We start from the raw sequence: 18004 nt of genomic DNA, 5'->3' as shown, positions 1-18004 counted from the left end.
GGTGATGAAAAGGCATCTTTTAATATTGCTAACGATTTTGGCTTTAGGAATGGTAGGAAGCGTTTGTGGAGCCACATACATCAACTCACTACCATACACAATAAATCAGAGTGGTTATTATATTTTAAATACTTCTTGCACAAACCTAACAACAACAGCAATCACAATAAATGCGGATAATGTTGTTTTAGATGGTAATGGGAAGGTTTTGGATGGAAATAATGCAGGTTTTACCTATGGGGTTTATGTAAATGGGCATAAAAATATTATAATAAATAACTTGGTTGTTAGTGAGTTTATTCATGGGATTTACCTTGATAGTTCTTCCCACAACACAATAACAAATATAAGTGTTTTGAATAATAATGTTGAGGGAATTTACCTCAAAGATTCATCCAACAACACAATAATCAATGTAACTACTTTGAATAGTGGTAGTAACGGAATTTGCCTTGAGTATTCATCCAATAACAAAATATCTGATGCAAATGTTTTAGATGGGATTAACCTTTGGCATTCGTCCAATAATACAATAACTAATGTAAATTTTTTGAATAGTAAATCTGGAATCTCCCTTGATAGTTCATCCAACAACAACATAATCTATCTAAACAACTTCATAAACAATACTTATTGGGATATCCTAATTTCCAACTCACACAACAATATCTTCCACTCACCAACACCAATAAACTACACATACAATGGACAAACATACACAAACTACTTAGGAAACTACTACTCTGACTATACTGGAAATGACTCAGATGGAGATGGGATTGGAGATACAGCTTATGTAATTAATTTAAACAACAACGATTCATATCCATTAATTGCACCAGTTGGGAAGTATATAATTGATAATAAACCAGATGAAATATATTCAGATGTTGCACAAGACATCAAATCAGAGAAAATAAAAGAAATTGTCCATAAAGCTAAAATAATAATAGGTTCAGAAATAGACAACAACTTATCAGCAAAATGCCTTAAAAACACTACAGAGTTAATAAATCAACCATTAACAATAACAGAAGATTGCATCTTAGTTGGAGGTCCAGTAGCTAATCCATTAGTTAAGAAGTATATGTGGACATTCCCAGTTAAGATAACTAACGATTATCCAGGTAAGAATAGGGGAGTTATTCAGAAACAAATCATCAATGGACATTTAGTAATCCTCTTAGCAGGTTCAGATAGATGGGGAACAAAGGCGGCAGTAGAATACTTCAAGCAATTAGATGATATTCCAGATGAACCAATATTTGTAGAGTGGAGAGATGGGAAAGCAGTGAAGATTGAAAAACCTTAAATATTTCTTTTAATTAATTTTTTATTTGAAAAAATAATATATAGATTTAGATTTTTAATTATTTTGGAGTTGATAAAATGAAGCTTTCAATAATCTTAGGGACGAGGCCAGAGATAATTAAGCTTTCCCCAATAATTAGAGCTTTAGAAAAAACTAATGAAGACTGGCATATCATCCACACTAATCAGCATTATTCTGAAAACATGGACAAGATATTCTTTGAAGAGTTAAACTTACCAAAACCGAAATACAATTTAAACATTGGTTCTGGGACTCATGGAGAGCAGACGGGAAAGATGTTAATAGAGATAGAGAAAGTTCTTTTAAAAGAAAATCCAGATGTTGTTATAGTTCAGGGAGATACAAACACTGTTTTAGCTGGAGCTTTAGTAGCTTCAAAATTAAAAATCGATATAGCCCATGTTGAGGCAGGATTAAGGAGTTTTGATAAAAATATGCCTGAAGAGATAAATAGGGTTTTAACTGACCATATTAGTGATTATCTTTTTGCCCCAACTGAAATAGCTAAAAATAATTTATTAAGGGAAGGAATTGAAGAAAATAAGATTTTTGTCGTGGGAAATACAATTGTCGATGCCACCTTACAAAATTTAAAGATTGCTGAAAAAAATGAAAACATTAAAGCTTTTTTCGATAATATTGTTGATGATGATTATTTTCTATTAACTTTACATAGGGCTGAGAATGTCGATAATAAAGAAAGATTAAAAAATATTATAGATGGAATATTTACGATAACTGAAATATATGAAAAATATATTGTTTTCCCAATCCATCCGAGAACTAAGAAAAGATTGGAAGAGTTTAATCTGTTTGATAAACTAAAAAGCAACAAAAAAATAAAAATTATTGAACCAGTTGGATATTTAGAATTTTTAATGTTAGAAAAGAATGCTAAGCTAATTTTAACAGACAGTGGTGGAGTTCAAGAAGAAGCTTGCATATTAAAAATCCCATGTATAACTTTGAGAGACAATACAGAAAGACCCGAAACCGTTGAAGTAGGGGCTAATATATTAGTTGGTGATAATAAAGAAAAATTAATTAAAGCGATTGAAATAATGCTTAATAAAGAGAGGACTTGGGAAAATCCGTTTGGGGATGGGAAGAGTGGAAAGAGAATTATTAAAATTTTGATTGATTGTATTAAAAGATAATCTTTAAATATAATGATATAGTTAGTTAATGTCAATGCCACAACCATGAAGGTGATAATATGAGTAAACTTTTATTAAAAACGCCATGCACAACTTGGACGTTTGATAGTTTAATGGCATGCGTTTTTGGTATAAAAGTTTCTGATGTTAAAGTTTATTTTGATATTTTAAAAAACGGCCCATCAAAAATAAATGATATTGCTGAGAGAATTAATAGGGATAGAAGTACAGTTCAAAGGTCAGTTCAAAATTTAATGAATGCAGGTTTAGTTAAAAGAAGGCAGGTTAATATAAAAGATGGAGGTTATTATTTTATTTACGAGGCAATTCCATTTGAAGAAACAAAGAAAATCATAAAAAAGACTATGGAAGAGTGGTGCAACAGTATGAAAAAATGGGTAGATGAATTAGAGTTTGAAGATGTAATTAAGGAGTATTTAGAAAATATAAAATAATAATATTTGGATGATTATTATGAAATTGATATTCTTAGGAACTGGAGCGGCAGTTCCATCAAAAAATAGGAATCATATAGGGATAGCATTTAAATTTGGAGGAGAGGTTTTTTTATTTGATTGTGGTGAAAATATCCAAAGACAGATGCTTTTTACTGAAGTATCGCCGATGAAAATTAACCATATATTTATAACTCATCTACATGGAGACCATATATTGGGCATTCCAGGACTTTTACAGAGTATGGGATTTTTTGGAAGGGATAAAGAAATTAATATATTCGGCCCTGAAGGGACAAAGGAAGTTGTTGAAAACTCATTAAAGCTCGGAGCTCATTATATAGAATTTCCAATAAAAGTCTATGAGATTTATGAAAAAAAGCCAATAACTATCTATAAAGAAGAGAACTATGAGATAATTGCCTATCCAACTGAACATGGTATTCCTTCTTACGCTTATATATTTAAAGAAAGAAAAAAACCACGTTTAGATATTGAGAAAGCTAAAAAACTTGGAGTTAAAATAGGGCCAGATTTAAAAAAACTAAAAAATGGAGAGGCGGTTAAAAATATTTATGGAGAAATTGTAAATCCAGAAGATGTTTTGTTACCACCAAAAAAAGGATTTTGTTTAGCATATAGTGGAGATACCGTTCCATTGGAAGATTTTGGAAAATATTTAAATGAATTAGGATGTGATATCTTAATTCACGAAGCGACGTTTGATGATTCTTCTAAAGATATTGCTAAAGATAATATGCATTCTACAATAGGAGATGCCGTCAATATAGCCAAATTGGCAAATGTAAAGGCTTTAATTTTAACTCATATCTCAGCAAGGTATGATAAGGAGGAATATTTCAACCTATATAAAATGAACGTTAAACAGTATAATGAGAGCTTTAAAATTATTATTAGTGAGGATTTAATGACCTATGATATAAAAAGAGATTTATTGGGGTGAAAAAATGAAAGTAGCAATATTGGGAGGTACTGGAGACCAAGGGTTTGGTTTAGCTTTAAGGTTGGCTAAAAATAATAAGATAATAATTGGTTCAAGAAAAAAGGAGAGGGCAGAAGAAGCGGCTAAAAAGGCTAAAGAAATATTAAAGCAGAGAGGAATTGAGGCAGATATAATTGGCTTAGAAAATAAAGAGGCTGCAAAAGAAGGAGATGTTGTTATCCTATCTTTACCTTATGAATACACTCTATCAACAATAAAACAATTGAAAGAAGAGTTAAAGGGAAAGATAGTTGTTTCTATCGGTGTTCCTTTGGCAACTGCAATAGGGGATAAACCAACAAGATTATTGTTTCCTCCAGATGGCTCAGTTGCTGAAATGGTTCAAAATGTATTAAAAGAGAGTAAGGTAGTTAGTGCATTTCAAAATGTTTGTCATGCTGTTTTGGAAGATTTGGATAATCCAGTTGATTGTGATATCTTAGTTTGTGGAAATGATGAGGAGGCAAAGAAAGTTGTTATTGATTTAGCTAATCAAATAGATGGAGTTAGGGCAATTGATTGTGGTAATTTAGAAAAATCAAGAATTATAGAGGCAATAACACCATTATTAATTGGATTAAATATAAAATATAAATCAAAAGGAACAGGAATTAGAATTACAAATTTAGAAATTTAATTTTTGAGATTTTATGGTGATTTATATGGACGATAGAAGCTATTATGAAGAAATAGAGCAAATTTTACGACAAATATTGCAACCAATTGAAAAAATTTCATTTTCCACTTTTGTTAGGGTAGTAAGTAGTTATAAGATTATCCCAATTGATTTATCTAAAAAAGAAGATAAAGAATTGATTGATGATTTAATTAAGGTATGTAAAGAAGTTATTGAGGAGATTAAAAATACAAATGGTGTAAAAACTAAAGATGGAAAGATACCAAAAAGAGTTAATGAGGTTGGAAATCATATTGAACATTATGTTAAAGATGTTTTAAACAAATACGGATATGCAATTACTCCAAAAACTAAAAAAGGTAAGCAAAAATCAACAGGATATCCTGATATAGAATTTTGGTATAAAGGGAAGAAAGAGGGAGAAGGAAGAGTAGTTTATATCGAAATTAAAACATTCAATGAGAATAATATAAACTCATCTCATAGAACTTTTTATGCCTCTCCATCAAAAGATGAAGAAGGAATAAAGATAAGGTTTGACGCATCTCATTTATGCTTATCATTTAAGATTGAGAAGAGAAACAATAATTATTATGCTATTGGCTTTAAAATAATTGACTTATCTAAATTAAAGGGAGGAATTAAGAGAGAGTTTAATGCCTCTAATAGAGAGTTATATAAAAAGGAATTGATTATTTACGAAGAAGATTTAAATTAATAAAGTTATGGATTATAATAAGCAAGCATAAGTTTTATAATATTAAAAAATAGAATATTTAAAAGGATGTAAAGTCCTATTTCTGTGTGGGTGAATAGAAGAGGTAAGACATCAAATTTTGTAGTGAATAGGGGCATGACATGGCAAGGTTGGGGAGGGGAAGTTTAATTAAACTCTATCTCTTTAAAAGTTTTCTTTTAGGGTGAGAATAATGTCAAACTGCCCAAAATGTGATAACAGTCCATGGATACAAAGAGCAAAGAATTTTATTGCTCAAAATCAAAATGCTCAAGTAGGTAGTAATAGATAGTATCAAGTTAAAGTAGTAGAATATTTATTAAATAATGGACATTGTGGAATAGATTGTAGGACAAGTATTAATAATATTATGAATAAAGTAGGTTATAAGAGTAATAGGGAAGATTTCAACATAATGTATTAATACCATTAAAAGAGAAAGGTATTGTAGCTACATTAATTAATTCAGGACCACAAGGAGGAGTATTTATTCCATGTAATGAAGATGAAATAAAAGTAGTAGCAAGGGATGTATTTAAAAGAATAGAAAGTGAATTAGAAAAGTTAAAAGGTTCTGCAACAGGTGTCCAAGATATAGAAAGATTAGCAGATTCTCTAAAAGACATTGTTGAACGTCTTAAAGATAGCATTTAAATAAACACATCAAGAGTTAATATTTTCTTATTTTCTTTTATATTTCCAAATTTTTTATTTATTTTTGAAAGTTCCTTTTTTATTCTTTCTTCTGCCACTTTGCAGTAATATTCATCAATCTCAAAGCCAATGTAATTAACTTCCAACCTAATACATGCAATAGCTGTGCTTCCAATTCCCATAAATGGGTCTAAAACAAGGTTTGTTCTTTTAACACCATGTAGTTTAATACACATCTCTGGAAGTTTTGGCGGAAATGTTGCAGGATGTGGTCTTTCTTTTTCTTTTGATTGTATGGTTTCATAAGGAATAAACCAAGTGTTTCCTCTATCCCTTAAATCTCCTTTTCTGTTAAATCTCTTTATATTGCTTTTATCTTGATAAGGAACACCAATTGCTAATTTATCTAACTTAACATTTCCATTTTTTGTGAAATGAAAGATATATTCATGCATTATACTTAAAAATCTATCACTGTTTATTGGTTTATAATGCCCAACGGCAATGTCTCCTATAATATTTGGATAATTTCCAACATCCTCTTTTTGTATTGCAATTGATTTTATCCAATGGATGGTATTTTGTAGTTTAAAATGCTTCCTTATAACGTTAGCGACATCAAAGGCAATCCATGGGTCTTTTGCAGTATAGCCAATATTTATAAAAAAAGAGCCGTTATCTTTTAGCACTCTCTTTATCTCTTTGACTACCTCTTCAATCCAATTTAGGTAATCATCTCTACTCAAATTATCAGAATATTTGTTATATTTTATACCAATATTATATGGAGGAGAAGTAACAACTACATCAACTGACTTATCTTCTAACTGTTTCATACCTTCTAAGCAATCCATACAATAAATTTTATTTACCTCCATTTTAATCCCCTAAACTATTTATCATTAACTCTGCAAGCTTCTCTACTTCTTTAATTCCCCTATCAAAATCATTTAAATTTAAACATTCTTCCTTAGAGTGGGCAAGCTCTAATTTTCCAACACCATAAATAACAGTATCAGCGTTTAAAAATTTGTTGAAGTAATATGCTTCACAGGTGGCATTGAAAAAGGATATTTTAAACTCTTTAGACAACTTATTTATCAATTCTTTATTTTCAAGCATGTAGAAATCAGCATAATGCCTTTCAGAATTTAATCCACTTTTTATATGCTTTGAATAATTTTTTTGAGATAAAAAATTGTCTATCTTTTTTATTATATCCTTCTCAACACTCCTAACATCAAATAAGACATAAGCATAGTCAGGAATTATATTACTTTGAATTCCGCCTTTTATTATAGTTGGAGTTATTGAAGAACAGTAGATTTTATCAACTTTAATTTTTTCTAAAGGCATTTGTTTTAAATCTAAAATAATCTGGCTTAGAATTTCTATTGGATTTAGGCCTTGAGATGAAGCATGCCTCGCTTTACCAAATGCCTCAACAATATACTCAAACCTCCCTTTATGTCCAATACAAACATTTAAGTCAGTTGGCTCTCCAACTATGCATTTAATATCTTTTTTAATTTTATTTTTATTCCTCAAATATTGACAAAAATTATAGATACCATTTGATTCTTTTTCTTCATCAGGAGAGATAACTAATATAGAGTTATTACTATTTAAAAAAGCATGAATCATTAAAACTACATTCCCTTTAGCATCTATAACCCCAGTTCCATAAAAATTATTATCATCCTTTTTAAAATTTGATTGAACTTTTACAGTGTCAATATGTGAATTTAATATCAAATCAAAGTTTTCCTTTTCTTTATAAGCTACAAAGCATCCTTCAATGATAGTATTTTTTATTCCTAAGTTATTGAAAAGATTAGACAAATATTTAAATGCCTTTTTAACACCAATTCTATTGTCAGTTCTGATTTTTACTAAATCCTCTAAGATTTTTAAGTAATCCATAATTATCCTCTCATAAATTCTACTTTTTCCCCAATAAGCTTATTTAGCTCAGCATCTCTACACTTAAATTCAAGCATTGCCGTTGAGTAATTTTTGCATTTATATGATTTCCATGGCTTTAATCTTACAGCTTCAACAACCATATCTTTATCAATAAAAATTACATCAATAGGATAAAGCATAAAAAATGTATGCATGGTTATCTTTCTTCTTTTATATAGGAAGAGCATAGCTTTATCCCCAATATCTCTAAGCATTAAACCTAACCCTCTTTTAATAAAATTATCTGCTAATACAACATCAAACTCAAAATCTCCAACTTTAACTTTTTTAATTTTCTTATTTTGCATTTTTTTCACTTTCTTTTTTATTATATGGGACAGGGATGTAATATACAGATGGTTTTGCACCCATTGGTTGTGGATAAAGCTCTAATAACTCATAAACTTTTCTTGGGACATTTGTATTGACTTCAATGCCCAACTCTTTTAATTTATTAACTGTTAAAGGATAATCATGTGTCCATGTTCCTGAAGTTAGTTTTTTTGCTATTTCTTTAGCTTTCTCATCTCCATACTTATCTTTCAACAACTCATAAACAAATTCTTCCATCTGTTTAATTGCCTTTTTTGATATATCAACCAATATTAGTGTTTCATCATCCACTCTATCTCCTTTTTTATAGTATGCTTCTAAGATAGATGCAGCAGGATACTGCCCAATCTGTGGGTCTACTGGCCCCATAACTGCATTTTTATCCATAATTATTTCATCAGCCGCTAAAGCTATTAGAGAACCTCCACTCATAGCATAATGTGGGATTATAACTGTTGTTTTTGCTTTATGTTCTTTTAAAGCTAAAGCAATCTGCTCACTCGCTAAAGCTAAACCTCCAGGTGTATGGATGATTAAATCAATAGGCATATCTTCTGGTGTTAATCTAATAGCTCTTAAAATCTCTTCACTATCTTCAATGGTGATAAATTTGTATATTGGTATTCCCAAGAATGTTAATGCTTCTTGCCTATGTATCATTGCTATAACTCTTGTCCCTCTTTCTCTCTCAATCTCCCTTATACATCTCAACCTTTTCATTATTTTATATCTCATCATCATCTCTGGATAAATAAACAATAGGAATATGAATAAGAAGAAAAATATATCCATGGATGTCATTTCATCCCCCATTACTTTTGGTATATTCAATAATTAGACAAATAACGCTTTATAAGGTATTGAATATAAAACCCTACAAGGGTTTTATAAATGCCTATTAACTGATAAACTTTGATGATTGACTATAAAGTAAATTATTAATATCACTTCATGAATATAAATATAGTTGCCTTATTATTATCATCATTTAAATTGGTGAGAGATTATGAGTAAAATTGGATTTAATCCAATAAAAATAAAATCTTTTTCAAAGATTAAAACTTACGATGATACATTACCATCATTAAAGTACGTTGTCTTAGAGCCTGCGGGATTCCCAATTAGGGTTAGTAGCGAGAACGTTAAAGTCTCTACTGATGACCCTGTATTATTTAACATCTATGCGAGAGACCAGTGGATTGGCGAGATTGTTAAAGAGGGTGATTACTTATTTGATAACTCAATCCTTCCAGATTACGCTTTCAAAGTTATCTCAACTTATCCAAAAGAGGGAGGAATGATTACAAGCGAGACAGTATTTAAATTGCAAACTCCTAAAAAAGTTCTTAGAACACAGTTTAAAAAAGCTAAGTTCAGCGAGATTATTGGGCAGGAAGAGGCAAAGAAGAAGTGTAGAATTATTATGAAGTATTTAGAAAATCCAAAACTCTTTGGAGAATGGGCTCCAAAGAATGTATTGTTCTATGGACCTCCAGGAACTGGAAAGACATTGATGGCAAGAGCTTTAGCTACAGAGACAAATTCATCATTCATATTAGTGAAAGCTCCAGAGCTTATTGGAGAGCATGTTGGAGATGCTTCTAAAATGATTAGGGAGCTTTATCAAAGAGCATCTGAAAGTGCTCCATGTATTGTGTTTATTGATGAGTTAGATGCTATAGGATTAAGTAGGGAATATCAATCATTAAGAGGAGATGTTTCTGAAGTAGTTAATGCATTATTAACTGAATTAGATGGAATTAAAGAAAATGAAGGAGTTGTAACTATAGCGGCAACAAATAACCCAGCCATGTTAGACCCAGCAATTAGAAGTAGGTTTGAGGAAGAGATTGAGTTCAAATTACCAAATGATGAGGAGAGATTGAAAATTATGGAATTGTATGCTAAAAAAATGCCAATTCCTGTTAAAGCTAATTTAAAAGAATTCGTTGAAAAAACAAAAGGATTTAGTGGTAGAGATATTAAAGAGAAATTCTTAAAGCCAGCACTACATAGGGCCATATTAGAAAATAGGGATTATGTTAGTAAAGAAGATTTAGAATGGGCTCTAAAGAAGATTGTAAGTAATAGAAGGGAAGCTCCACAACACCTCTATCTCTAATCCATATAATCAAAGTAATCATCATAGTGAATAATTAGATAATCTCCAACAATCCATAATTCTCTTTTATGCTTCCTATATAAATTTATAAGCTTTTTTATTGCTTCTTTATTTTCTCTTCTAAAGATTTCATCTAATATTATTGTCAGTGACTCAATAATATCAGAATTATTAAAATCCAAATCTGCTTTTATCATTTCATCAATAACCTTTATTAATTCTTCATCATCAGCATTTTTAACAAACTGATTCCTTAAAAATGACTTAAATGTATGAATATTTTTTCTCTCTAATGGAATTAGTTTTATTAAGCCAATGGCTTTGTTTAACAAACTATCCGTATCTAAAAACTCATCCCATAGGTAATGTTTAACAACTAAATTTTTTAAAATTTCTAAAATTTCTTCTTTAGTTTTGTTTTTCAGTTCTTTAAATATTTCTTCCGCATCAATATAGTTGTTGTTTTTATATGCCTCAATTAGAGCGTAGGCATGTTTGCAGTTGTATTTGTATGGGCATGTGCATAAACCAAAATAATTATCATTCAAATCAACTTTAACTTTGTAGGTCTCTGAGCCTATAACCTCTCCAAATAAAAAATTTTTGTATTTTATGCAGTATTTGACTAAATTGTTTCTGTAATATAATTTACCTCTTTCTATTATTTTTTGGTCATAATACATATTCTCACTTAATTTTAAATTTTTTGTAAATCATTTCAAAAAATATTGGCAAAATATAAAAAGTTATGGTAAAACCAGCAATAAATCCAGTTATAAATCTCAACTCATTAAAACTTTCCCTCAATCCAATTAGTTGGGTAGTGCCATCAACTACCATAGGAATTGATGAAATTATTAAATACCATTTGTTAGGGATTTTAAAATCATCTAATTTTTTAAGGAATAGATAAATAACCATCCCAATTAAAAAGCCTGTATAAATTCCAAAACATCTCGCACAAACAGCCATTTTATGCCCAAAAATAAAAAAGCTTCTTTGTGGCATTTGATGGCATATAGGGGAGTATATAGAATATACACATATTGAAATTAACTTCCAAAAATTTGAATGTTCTCCTAAAAATGCAAAATAAGGTGCTAAAAAAATTCCCAAATAGAAAATGAGAAAAGAGACAAAGATAAGTGCATAATATTTTTTCATAACATCACTTATCTATTTTTTATAACAACATATATTACTCCTCCTACTGCTCCCAATATTGCTCCAAAGATGATTGCTGTAATAAACCCAATGACAAAAGAAGCTCCTGCAAACATAGCTGCTTTTAATCCAATTGCCGATAAGTATGCAGACATAAATAGAAAGCTTAATATTGTAGCTATTATTCCCCCTATAACTCCTGATATTGCTCCAACCAATCCACAGTTTTCATAATCACAAATCCCTCCAGCATTAACATATAGATGAGCGGCAACAGCACCACCAATAACGTAACACAAACAACAAATAGCTCCCAAAATACCGTTTATAACTCCTCCAATTATAGCTGGTTTTAACATCTTTTCTTGGTCAAAACTTACCATACCTTTCACCAAAAATTTCTTCTCTAAACTTCAACATTAAAATTTTATTTTTTAATTTTTATACATTTTTCTATTCAAGTATGGTTAATAATAAAACCCATAACTTTCATATAAAGTTCCATTAACTACTGTATAAATTGGAAAGCCTTTAACTTCCCACCCATCAAATGGACTAAATTTTGCCTTTGATTTAAACAATTCAGCATTAATTTTTCCTTCCTTTTTTAAATCAATAATAGTTAAATTTGTTAAATTTCCTTCTTCAATTTTGTTGTTTATATCAAATATTTTAGCAGGATTTTTTGATAAAACCCTCACAGCATCAAATAAAGTTATAAGTTTTTTATTAACTAAATTTAGAGTTAGAGGGACTATAGTTTCAATTCCAGGAATCCCTGAAGGGCAGTTTCTGACATCTTTAAGCTTATCTTCTAATAAATGTGGGGCGTGGTCAGAAGCAATAATATCGATATCTTTATTTATAATTCCTTTAATTAAAGCAATATTATCCTCTTTTTCTCTTAATGGTGGATTGAATTTTCCAAAACCTTTTAATTCCTCAGCCATATCTTTATTTAAATAAATGTGGTGAGGAGTAGCTTCAACAGTAATTTTAATATTTTTTAATTCATGTTTTGCTTCTTTTATTATATATAGAGCTTTTTTAGTTGAAATATGGCAAAAGTGAATGTGTGGTTTATATTTTTCAAGTTTATCAATAATCTTTAAGTTTTTTATAACTTCTTTAACCGCCTCAACCTCTGATTTTTCATCCCTAATTTTACAGTGGTCTATCCAACTATCTAAGGGATATTTTTCTATATTTTCATTTATAACGTCTTTATGCTCGGCGTGGATGCAGAAAAGTTTATTTTGGTTTAAAATATCTTTTAATTTTGAGTAATCATTTATATATAAATCTCCAACAGATTTAACCATGAATATCTTATATGCCTTTGCCTCTTTTACATTTTCAAGATAATTTTTCTCTGTAATTCCAAAATTAAAAAATATGTTTATTTTGCTATCCTTTTTACTATCTTCAAGTTTTTTATAAAAAAGTTCTTTTGTAGTTATTGGGGGCTTGTTATTTGGCATATCTATAGCAAAGCAAACACCTCCATTTATTCCAGCTAAACTTCCAGTTGAAAAATCTTCCTTCTCTTTTTCTCCCCATCTAAAATGAACATGTGCATCAATAACTCCAGGAATAACAAGAGAGTTTTTTATGTCAATTGTTTCATCATCTACTTTAATATTTTTGGCTATTTTCTTAATTTTTCCATTTTCATCAATTAAAATATCTCCTTCAATTATCTTATCATCTTTTACTATTCTACAGTTTTTCAGCAGCATGATATCACTTACAACAATCTATACCTCCCAGGTTTTGGTTCATCTATATCCCCATACTTAATTAACTTTTTAATAATATTTTCTAACTCTTCCTCTTTAATACCCTTCTTTTTTGCTTCTTCAACAATATCTTCATGCTCAACAAGTTCTGATTTTTCAGACAACTCTTTAATTATCTCATAAACAGTTGTTAATTTATCCCTCTCCTTCTTAGACACTCCTAAGATTTTATCTACGTCAAATATTCCAGTTTCTGGGTCATAAGCAATCTCTTTTAAGCATTCAGTGATTATATTTATAGCTTCTTTAGCATCTTCCTCATCAACAACATCTTTTAACTTTGCCTTTGCATGTGCCTCAGCAATCCTTATGGCCGCTTCTAACTGCCTTGCAGTTATCTGATGCTTTTTTCTCATCTCTACATAATAATTGACGAACAGTTCTTTAGCTTTTTCACTAATAACTGGCTTTTTCTGTCTTGCATAGTAGATATATTTTATTATAAACTCTTTGTCAATCTTAACTCCATCAACTTCAAAGTAATCTAAACCAATCTCTTTATTTATTTTCTCATCTAAATATGCTCTATGCAAATCTACAATATATTCAGCAATATCTTTATCCTTATCCTTATCAGAAACATCTCTAATTGGGAATATTAAATCAAACCTACTCAATAAAGGGGCTGGAATATTTATCTGCTCTGCTACAGAAACATCTGGGTTAAATCTTCCCCATCTTGGATTGCAAGCGGCTAAAATTGCACATTCAGCTGGAAGCTTAGCATTAATCCCTCCTTTGCTAATATGGATTGTCTGACTTTCCATAGCTTCTAAAACATAGCTCTGTAGTTCTTTATTGACAGTTAGCTCATCTATACATGCAGTTCCTTTATGGGCTTTAACTAACAAACCTGGCTTAATAACCCAGGTGTCTTCCCCAATTTCTGTCTTTTCTCTAACAACAGCCGCAGTTAAACCAACACCAGTGGCAGTGGTTACAGAACCATACAAATTACCAGGAATCTCTGCAATTTTTCTTAAAATAACCGTCTTCCCAATTCCAGGGTCGGTAATTAATAATATATGAATATCAGCCCTTTTTCCAGGTTTTTTAACTCCTTTTATTTGTTGTAAGAAAACTGCCTTTTTTATTGCTGAATGCCCTTTAATCTCTGGAATCAATCTATCTGCCAATAAATCAACAACATCTTTTCTTTTAGCTATTTTTTTAATTTTTTCAATATCTGAATTCGTTAATTTAATCTTAACTTCTCCATCCAAAATCTCACAATGTAAAGCCTTTACATGTATATCATAAATAGGAAGTTTTTTACTTTTCTTAACTTTTATAGGAATGCCAGTAATTTTAACTCTTCCAGCATATATTCCAGGGCTGTTTTCTAAGAATACAGTTATATATTTTGGCGGCTCTTCAGGATTCTCCATTAAATCTAACGGCTGTTGAACTTTAATTTCCTGAAAGTCAGTATATATTGATTTATGCTCAATCAAGTTTAGCTCAGCTCCACATTCACAAACCGCTTTTTCAGAGTCAGCATTTAAGATATCTATTTCTCTAACAACTTCTCTTCCACATTTTGGGCAGAGATAATAGGCTTTTTTTAGCATTGGTTTTATCTTTGATGCCATAACTATAATTCCTTCAAATTCAACTAACTTTCCTAAGGTTTTACTCCTAATATCTTCTATTGTAAAAACTTTCCCTTTTTTTGTGGTTTTGAAAATTTTTGGAAGGTTTTTTACTGCAATTATTATATTTGTAGGGCGTTCATTCCTCAATGTATAGTATGCTTCGTCGTAACACTCTCTTATAAATTCAATTCCTCTTTGCGGATTATTTACTAAAAATTCTACAAATTCCATTAATCCAGAGTTGTAAAGTTGATTTAAATCAACCACAACCCTTTCATTGTCTAAGATAATATCTTCCTGATGAATATTTCTCAAATATGCAGTTAAATAATCCCTAACTTCTTCTAAAATTAAGTCTTCATCTCTCAATTCCATAGTTACATCCACCCATATAAAGAAAATAGTGTTTTAGGGAAAAATAGTTATTATTATTTTATTTTTTATTTATTTTGTTGTATTTAAAACATTGTTTATATAATCAACAACCTTTAAAACCCCTATAGCTATTCCTTCAACTTCAATTCCTCCTCTTCCCTTAGCTCCATCTCCAACTAAATAAAGCTTATCATTCACAATGTTGCCAATGTCAGTTCCATTAGATGCATGATTTACAGGCCAATCATCCCTATATGACTGAATATGCAATATTCTGTAATCTTTTCCTTTAAAGAGATTCTCAATATCCTCTAAACCTAAATCAATTTCTTTTTTTATGTTGTTAGTTAGTTGTGTTTGATGAGTCATAACTAAATGCCATCCTTCAGGGGCTAAGGATTTATCTACATTAGTTACTTGGTTTAATCCGTTTATTCTCTCACATTCTGGTGTAAATAAAACACCACTATGCTTTATAAGCCCTTCTTTTGTAGCTATGCTTATTTTTATCCCCTTAGATGGCTTTGGCTTTGATTTTAAAAATTTGATGTTGCAAATCTTTTGTGTTTCAATTGGGGATATGTTGCTTATGACTACATCAAATTCATAATCATCAATATAAGCTTTTTCATCAATCTCAATGCTTTTAACCTCATATTCCTTAATGATTTTTCCATTGTTCTCTTTAATAATTCTTGAAAGCTCATCAATAACTGCCTTACATCCACCTATAGGAATTCCTGGCCCTCCAAATTTGTGGTAGTTTTTAGCTATCTCTATGATTTCACTCATTGGTGTTTCGTAAGCTGTTAAGCTCAAAGCCCATCCAGTAAATGCATTTCCAACCTTTAAAGCTAAATCAACGTCCTCCAAAAACTCTCCAAATGAGATATTTTCATTAATCTTCCCCAACTTTAATTTAGCTGCCATAGTAAGTGCTTTTGCTTTCTCTTTAAATCCTAAGAGTGAAAATAGCTCTTTATATAAATACTCTTTTCCATTAACTAAAAATGTCCCATCTGGTTCTGAATTTACAATCTTTACTTTAGCTCCTGCCTTTCTTAATGCCTGAGCTAAATAACCATCATTTCCATGTGGTATCATATGTAAAGCTCCTGTTGTTAATTGAAATCCTTCATACTCTAAGTTTGTAAATCTCCCTCCCAAAAATGGAAGTTTTTCAAATACAACAACCTCATGATTCTTAGATAACAAAGCTCCAGCTAATAAACCTCCCAATCCAGCTCCAACAATACCAATTCTCATAATATCTACCATTTTGATTTTTATAGCTCTCCAGTCTGCAAATATTTTGATATTTTTTCGGCCAATATTTGCTGATTGTGCCATGTTCCATAAAATATTCCTTTAGGAATCTCATGTCTCATAGCTCTTATTATTTTTTTATTAACTATCCCAGGATTTGCCTTTGCAAAAGGTGTTTGTGGCAATGGCATGAAAGTGTGAGCATGTATTTTAGCACCCATTTTTATTAAATCTTTCATAACCTTTATTGTTTTTTCCACATCTTCTTCAGTTTCTCCTTGAAGTCCAAAAATAAAATCTAAACTAACACTAATACCTTTTTTTATTGCAGTAGTTACTGCGTTATATATATCTTCAACTGTATGTCCTCTATGGCATAAATCCAATATTCTTTGGCTACCAGATTGAGCTCTAACAACTAAACTTTTGTTATCAGCATATTTTAAAATTAAATCAACAGTTTCATCATTAACATGCTCTGGCCTAACTTCTGAAGGGAATGTTCCAAAAAATATTCTCCCATTATTACCTAAAATTTCTCTAATATTTTCCAACAACTTTTCAACCTTATCAATATTTAATGTTTTTCCATCTTTAGAACCATAGCCAAAGGCATTTGGTGTTATAAACCTAATGTCTTTCAAATTTCTTTCAGCCATTATTTCAACGTATTTACAGATATTTTCAATACTTCTATGCCTTACATTCTTTCCAAATATTCTCGGTGTTTGACAGAAATAGCAACCATAAGGGCAACCTCTTGTTATCTCTATATGTCCAAATTTATTATGCTTTACAGGAAATGGCGGATATTTATTTAAATCAACAGGTTTTCTTCTACCAGTATATACAAATTTGTTATCATCTAAATATGCTATTCCTTTAACTTTTTCATAACTTTCATTTTCATTAACTGCTTTAATAAATTCTGGAAATGTCTCTTCTCCCTCTCCTATACAAACAACATCAAATCCTAACTTTAATGTTCCCTTTGGGTCTCCTGTTGGATGAGGTCCTCCAGCTAAATAAATAATTTTATTCCTATACTTTTGATATTTAGATTTCAGTTCATTAATTAATTCATAAGTTTTCCAGAGTTCAGTTGTAAAGAAAGATATGGCAATAACAACCTTATTATGCTTTTTTAAAATACCCTCTAAGTTAAAAATGTCTTTTTTATTAGCAAAATATATTGGGAAGTTATCAAAATATTCATCCACTTCTAAAGCCCCAATCAATGCATTGAAACTGTTTTTGTGTAGTTTTGTATAATAAACTACCAAAGCAGTGTTTTCTTCCATGTCAATCCCTAAAAATATTTATCCTCAAATGAGATATTAACAAAAACTATATTAATGATTCCTTTAAAAGCTAAAGATATAAAATAAAATTTTAATGCTAAAAATTTTT

The 18004-nt window shown here is 30.2% G+C and carries 18 protein-coding genes; 7 read left to right on the top strand and 11 right to left on the bottom strand.

Annotation, left to right across the window (positions count from 1 at the left end):
• Positions 1 to 4 precede the first annotated feature (4 nt).
• The 6 genes from JH146_RS08540 (at position 5) to JH146_RS01780 (ending at position 5303) form a co-directional block, all read left to right on the top strand.
• On the top strand, positions 5 to 1312 hold the full coding sequence (locus JH146_RS08540; RefSeq protein WP_081874449.1) for an S-layer protein: 1308 nt from the start codon (positions 5 to 7) through the stop codon (positions 1310 to 1312).
• A 77-nt stretch (positions 1313 to 1389) separates the two neighbouring features.
• Positions 1390 to 2490, top strand: a complete 1101-nt coding sequence (gene wecB, locus JH146_RS01800) for a non-hydrolyzing UDP-N-acetylglucosamine 2-epimerase (RefSeq protein ID WP_048201399.1) — start codon at positions 1390 to 1392, stop codon at positions 2488 to 2490.
• A gap of 59 nt (positions 2491 to 2549) precedes the next feature.
• Positions 2550 to 2945, top strand: a complete 396-nt coding sequence (locus JH146_RS01795; RefSeq protein ID WP_048201398.1) for a helix-turn-helix domain-containing protein — start codon at positions 2550 to 2552, stop codon at positions 2943 to 2945.
• Between the two features lie 19 nt (positions 2946 to 2964).
• Positions 2965 to 3909, top strand: a complete 945-nt coding sequence (gene rnz / locus JH146_RS01790; protein ID WP_048201397.1) for a ribonuclease Z — start codon at positions 2965 to 2967, stop codon at positions 3907 to 3909.
• A 4-nt stretch (positions 3910 to 3913) separates the two neighbouring features.
• Entirely contained in the window at positions 3914 to 4585 is a 672-nt protein-coding gene (npdG, locus tag JH146_RS01785; protein ID WP_048201396.1) for an NADPH-dependent F420 reductase, read from the top strand.
• Positions 4586 to 4610: 25 nt separating this feature from the next.
• Positions 4611 to 5303: a hypothetical protein gene (locus JH146_RS01780; RefSeq protein ID WP_048201395.1), complete on the top strand. Its 693-nt coding sequence runs from the start codon at positions 4611 to 4613 to the stop codon at positions 5301 to 5303.
• Positions 5304 to 5971: 668 nt separating this feature from the next.
• On the opposite strand, the gene JH146_RS01770 is transcribed toward JH146_RS01780, so the two are convergent.
• Genes JH146_RS01770 through JH146_RS01755 form a run of 4 tightly spaced genes read right to left on the bottom strand, consistent with a single transcriptional unit; the run spans position 5972 to position 9074 of the window.
• Complete coding sequence (locus JH146_RS01770; protein ID WP_048201393.1) at positions 5972 to 6853, bottom strand: DNA-methyltransferase; 882 nt, start codon at positions 6851 to 6853, stop codon at positions 5972 to 5974.
• 1 nt (position 6854) lies between these two features.
• On the bottom strand, positions 6855 to 7898 hold the full coding sequence (locus JH146_RS01765) for a M20 family metallopeptidase (protein WP_048201392.1): 1044 nt from the start codon (positions 7896 to 7898) through the stop codon (positions 6855 to 6857).
• A gap of 2 nt (positions 7899 to 7900) precedes the next feature.
• Positions 7901 to 8248, bottom strand: a complete 348-nt coding sequence (locus JH146_RS01760; RefSeq protein ID WP_173400799.1) for a DUF192 domain-containing protein — start codon at positions 8246 to 8248, stop codon at positions 7901 to 7903.
• On the bottom strand, positions 8238 to 9074 hold the full coding sequence (locus JH146_RS01755) for an SDH family Clp fold serine proteinase (RefSeq protein WP_048201391.1): 837 nt from the start codon (positions 9072 to 9074) through the stop codon (positions 8238 to 8240). The genes JH146_RS01760 and JH146_RS01755 overlap by 11 nt, the downstream gene beginning before the upstream one ends.
• Positions 9075 to 9279: 205 nt before the next feature.
• Here JH146_RS01755 and JH146_RS01750 point away from each other — a divergent pair, with 205 nt between their 5' ends.
• Complete coding sequence (locus tag JH146_RS01750) at positions 9280 to 10395, top strand: AAA family ATPase (RefSeq protein ID WP_048201390.1); 1116 nt, start codon at positions 9280 to 9282, stop codon at positions 10393 to 10395.
• Here the strand turns inward: JH146_RS01750 and JH146_RS01745 are convergent.
• The 7 genes from JH146_RS01745 to JH146_RS01715 form a co-directional block, all read right to left on the bottom strand.
• Positions 10392 to 11078: an SWIM zinc finger family protein gene (locus tag JH146_RS01745; RefSeq protein ID WP_048201389.1), complete on the bottom strand. Its 687-nt coding sequence runs from the start codon at positions 11076 to 11078 to the stop codon at positions 10392 to 10394. The two genes, JH146_RS01750 and JH146_RS01745, sit on opposite strands and share 4 nt — an antisense overlap.
• Before the next feature lie 4 nt (positions 11079 to 11082).
• Complete coding sequence (locus tag JH146_RS01740) at positions 11083 to 11559, bottom strand: DUF2085 domain-containing protein (RefSeq protein WP_048201388.1); 477 nt, start codon at positions 11557 to 11559, stop codon at positions 11083 to 11085.
• Between the two features lie 8 nt (positions 11560 to 11567).
• The gene (locus tag JH146_RS01735) at positions 11568 to 11942 is read right to left on the bottom strand and encodes a hypothetical protein (RefSeq protein ID WP_048201387.1); all 375 of its coding nucleotides are present in this window, start codon (positions 11940 to 11942) and stop codon (positions 11568 to 11570) included.
• An 84-nt stretch (positions 11943 to 12026) separates the two neighbouring features.
• Positions 12027 to 13298: a dihydroorotase gene (pyrC, locus tag JH146_RS01730; protein WP_048201386.1), complete on the bottom strand. Its 1272-nt coding sequence runs from the start codon at positions 13296 to 13298 to the stop codon at positions 12027 to 12029.
• 8 nt (positions 13299 to 13306) lie between these two features.
• The gene (locus JH146_RS01725) at positions 13307 to 15328 is read right to left on the bottom strand and encodes an ATP-binding protein (RefSeq protein WP_048201385.1); all 2022 of its coding nucleotides are present in this window, start codon (positions 15326 to 15328) and stop codon (positions 13307 to 13309) included.
• A 69-nt stretch (positions 15329 to 15397) separates the two neighbouring features.
• Positions 15398 to 16594, bottom strand: a complete 1197-nt coding sequence (locus tag JH146_RS01720; RefSeq protein ID WP_048202577.1) for a phytoene desaturase family protein — start codon at positions 16592 to 16594, stop codon at positions 15398 to 15400.
• Positions 16595 to 16614: 20 nt separating this feature from the next.
• Positions 16615 to 17895 (bottom strand): TIGR04013 family B12-binding domain/radical SAM domain-containing protein, encoded by a 1281-nt coding sequence (locus tag JH146_RS01715; protein WP_048201384.1) that lies wholly within the window; start codon positions 17893 to 17895, stop codon positions 16615 to 16617.
• Positions 17896 to 18004 lie beyond the last annotated feature (109 nt).

This window comes from Methanocaldococcus bathoardescens, from assembly GCF_000739065.1.
GTDB lineage: Archaea > AGJL01 > Methanococci > Methanococcales > Methanocaldococcaceae > Methanocaldococcus > Methanocaldococcus bathoardescens.
Note: the sequence above shows the minus strand (reverse complement) of the source record. Positions and strands in the feature narration are given on the sequence as shown.